Consider the following 4159-nt stretch of genomic DNA (forward strand, 5'->3'; position numbering starts at 1 on the left):
GTAATTATTCATTTATTGCGATTAACATCTCTGGGAATGCCTTATTTGGTTCCATTTTATCCCCTTCGGACTTCCGACATGTTCGATTCTGTCATACGTTCCCCATACACCAAATTTCATCATAAGTTTAGTTTTTTCAGAACGTTAAACCCTGTAAGGTTTGATAAGAAAAAAGCAAAGTTGAAGGAAGACATCAACGAGTGAAAAATAAATACGGGGAGTGGTAGACAGTTGAAACCATCGGTAAATGAACGGTTCACCGTTTCGCCGTTTCTGATTTCCATATTGATTCATTCGATGCAGCTCGGAGTCAGCTATCTCTCTATGGCGATCAAACCGATTCAATGGGCTGGTCAAGATGCTTGGATCTCTGTCCTCCTTTGTGGTCTCAGTATACACGTCGTTATTTGGATGATATTTGGAATCCTCAATCGTAATGAAACAGATCTTATCCATGCTCATCTTCAAATATTCGGTAAATGGGTAGGTAGTGTTCTTAATCTTACTTTTATCGTTTTTTTCCTGTTAGGTTCCATTTATCAATTGCGACTATTTATAGAAATTGTACAAGTATGGGTGTTTCCTGATATTGAAACTTGGTCACTCGCTTTGGTTTTGCTTCTACTTGTCTATTACTGCGTTGCAGGGGGATTCCGAATCATCGTCGGTATTTCTATGATTAGCTTGGTACAACATCTTCTTATATTTTCTTTGGTATTTGCGATGCCTTTTTTTCAATTTAACAATTTATTGCCTATGCTGGATCATCCGCCGAACAATATTCTTAAAGCAGCGAAGGAAATGACGTTTCCATACTTTGGCGTGGAGATGCTCTTTTTCATTTACATGTTTATTAAAACACCACAAAAATCGCAGAAATGGGCTCATCTAGGCAATATGCTCACAACTATGTTTTATCTTATTATCATTCTTTCATTAGTGTTATTGTTCAAGCCTCTTCAAATATCAACAGAAATTTGGCCTGAATTGTCTAGTTATAAATTTGTGCGTTTTCCTTTTATTGAACATATTGAGTTTATTGGTGCCGCTTCTTTGATATTCGCTTTATTTCCTGTCATATGCCTCAATCTTTGGGCTTCAACCCGAATAATGAATATCATGTTCATCGTTAAGCGCTCGACTGTTTTGCCGATATTTTTAATTCTTGTCTTTATCGCGGTATGTCTGATACCAGATCGTAACAGCATAGAAGTAATTAGAACCTTTTTATCCAAAATAGGATTCTACTTGATATATACTTACATCCCATTTCTATATATTGTCGATTTTATCAGAATGAAAGTGAGAAGAGTGGCATGAAGCGGTATCTGTTCTTGCTAGTGGTCACATGCCTCCTGTTAACTGCGTGTGTGAAACAACAAATTATAGACAGAATCACTTTATTTATTGTTTGTGCTTTCGATGATGCAACCAACGATCAAATTGAATTCACAATAGCTGCGCCCAAGATTCTATCCAAGAAACCTGATTCCATTTCAAATCAATTGCTCTCGAAGGTTGCCCACACAAGTGTGAATATCAAGGAAATTATGGACTATCAATTAACAAGACCTATTAATCCAGGCAAACTTTCCGTGATATTATTTGGAAAAGATTTGGCTGCAAAAGGACTGGTCAAGGAAATAGATGTAGCTTTTCGGGACGCTCAAGCATCACGCAGAATGTTTTTGGCTGTGGTTGACGGAGAAGCCAAAAAAATGCTTCGGGCGAATTTCAGTCCGGAGGAGGAAAAAGGGATGTTCCTATTCAATTTGCTCAATTCGAATACGAGAAGTGGGCTGCTTCTCAAACAAAATCTCCACGAGTTCGAATACGCCCTTTCGGGCAAAGGAATGGACCCGTATTTGCCGCTGCTTAAATTGGAAAACGATCAAGTTATGATCTCCGGTCTGGCTTTATTTAAGGATGATAAATATGTACGATCCATTAATGAAAAAGAAATGGGACTCTTGAAACTACTTAAAAAAAATGCCAATCAAGTAAGTTGTGAAGTCAAGCTGGATGATGGGTCCTATGTTACAGTTAGAAGCACCAGTTCTAAAGTGCACTACCGAGTCAGCAATGAGAAAAATAATGAGAATGTAATCATTAACCTTAATATGAAAGGTGAAATTAATGAATCGAGAAGCGTTTACTCTCCTAGTCAAGATTTGCAGGCCATAAAGAAGGGGCTAGAAAATGAAATTACTACAACAGGTATGCAACTGATTAATTCATTTAAAAAGGAAGGGATCGACCCACTCGGATTAGGGGATTTTGTAAGGAGTAGAACGCGAAATTGGAATGAAGTTGAATGGGAAGATGGATATCGAAACTTGAACGTTCGGTTGAATGTTGAGGTTAATATTAAAGAGATGGGCATCAAGAAATAAGATGATCTTAGCGCCATTACAATGTTCTTACCACATACCTTGGGAATAAAAATCAGTGTTTCCATCCATACTGAGAAGGTACAAATAGATCCTTATCGGGGTATATAAACTTGGCACAACAACTAACCAAACGCTATTCCCATTTAATGCATAGCATTCCATCTAATTCGAGTATTGAATACCCACTGAATCCGTGGATTCCTCTATGGTGGTCGGCAGCCTTTCCGGGTTACGGGCATTGTATGGTCAATTATCCACTGATTGGATATTCGCTTATTATCTTCGAATTCACCATCAACAATCTGGCAAAAGTAAACAAAGCTATTTATTTGTCCATGTTAGGCGATTTCCAAACAGCAATTGATGTTATTGATCTTCGTTTTTTCTATCTATACATAGGTGTGTACGTGTTTACAATGTTCGATTCATACCGCAGATGTGTAGATATGAACAATAATTACGTATTATCTTTTCGAACCACAACTTTGACGAAGACGACTAAGGCATCCTCCTTTAGTGTAAATACCTTGAACAAGGTTAGCCCTATTACAGCTACATATTGGGAAATGATTATGCCCGGTCTTGGTTCCTTGTATTTAAACCATCTAATTTCCTTCTTTTTTAGCATAATTACGTGGGTAATAACGATAGGCTTCTCTAAGTTTTATGTCGCTGTGTACTACACGTGTATTGGCAATTTTGAAAAAGCGAAAACGATATTAGACCCACAATGGTACTTGTTTATTCCGTCAATCTACGGAGGATATGTGTATTTCGCCTATTCGCAGGCTGTCATTACGAACTTTCAATTTAAGCTCTCTCAATCGCAGTTTTTGCGTTCCGAATACCAAAGTGCCTCTTTCAACATACCACTTCCAGTCCGGGCAGGAGGAAAAACAATGTATATCGTTGCCTCTTTTGAGCACTCGACTGCAATCGAACTAGCCTTAACCGAACTTGAACAGATGGGTGTCGAGAAGTCAGATATGTTCGCACTGCCGCTGCGAGTACGTAATGAGAAGAAGAAATTATTCGATAATGCGCATTACTCGGATGGAGTTAGCTATGTTGATCTTGCCACCATTTTAGGATCTATCTGTATGCTCCTTGGGGGCATATACGGCTTTGTGCTTAAACAGGGACCAATTCTATGGGCGCTATATGGATTGGTAGGCGGTGGGGTACTTGGTTTCCTAATCAAGTGTCTCGTGATTAAAAAATTGCCTTCGCTAGATCTGTTCGGAAGAACGAAAGCGACAGAGGTAGTTATGATGATACGATGCGAATCTGCCGATGATGATAAGATAAGGAACATTTTATGGAACAATAAAGCGCTAGGATTAACGGAGTACGATCCCAACCATTGAAACAAATAAAAAGGGGCTGTCCAAAAAGGTCAATAGACCTTGAGGGATCAGCCCCAAGGGGAAATCGTAGTGGACATTATCTAATTTGATGCAAATAGTGCAGCAAATTTTCATATTATCGATGGTTTCGGAGATAATCTTGCATTTTGTGCAGTTAATCTCGTCGATGCCATCGAAAATAGAGTAATGTCGCAATATTTGATGTGCTTTTTACATCATTTCGTAATTATAGCTGGTTCAGATGCGGATTTACTGCACTTTTTACATCATGTACTACCATCAAGTGTACGTTGAAAAGCCACCCGACAACTGGAGCTATGATGAGAAAGATGATGTGCGGCTTGGCGAAGAGGGCTGCCCTCAAGTAGATTTATCTACTTTTGAGGGCAGCCCCTATTT

General features: G+C 38.8%; 4 protein-coding genes. All 4 read left to right on the forward strand.

Annotated features, from left to right (window positions below):
- The first annotated feature begins 6 nt into the window (after positions 1 to 6).
- The 4 genes from AC1DUA_RS26560 (at position 7) to AC1DUA_RS26575 (ending at position 3760) form a co-directional block, all read left to right on the forward strand.
- Entirely contained in the window at positions 7 to 204 is a 198-nt protein-coding gene (locus AC1DUA_RS26560; protein WP_477502633.1) for a spore germination protein, read from the forward strand.
- Between the two features lie 27 nt (positions 205 to 231).
- Positions 232 to 1320 carry a GerAB/ArcD/ProY family transporter gene (locus AC1DUA_RS26565; RefSeq protein WP_477502630.1) on the forward strand — a complete coding sequence of 363 codons (1089 nt, stop codon included), beginning with the start codon at positions 232 to 234 and terminating at the stop codon, positions 1318 to 1320.
- A complete protein-coding gene (locus AC1DUA_RS26570) occupies positions 1317 to 2393 on the forward strand; it encodes a Ger(x)C family spore germination protein (RefSeq protein WP_477502631.1) in 1077 nt (358 codons plus the stop codon). Before AC1DUA_RS26565 ends, AC1DUA_RS26570 begins: the two co-directional genes overlap by 4 nt.
- 110 nt (positions 2394 to 2503) lie before the next feature.
- Positions 2504 to 3760, forward strand: a complete 1257-nt coding sequence (locus AC1DUA_RS26575) for a hypothetical protein (protein WP_477502632.1) — start codon at positions 2504 to 2506, stop codon at positions 3758 to 3760.
- Positions 3761 to 4159 lie beyond the last annotated feature (399 nt).

Source organism: Paenibacillus sp. 01T422 (assembly GCF_056398785.1).

Coding starts and splice junctions, on each gene's coding strand:
- AC1DUA_RS26570 (WP_477502631.1), top strand. CDS start 1,317: ATGAAGCGGTATCTGTTCTTGCTAGTGGTCACATGCCTCCTGTTAACT.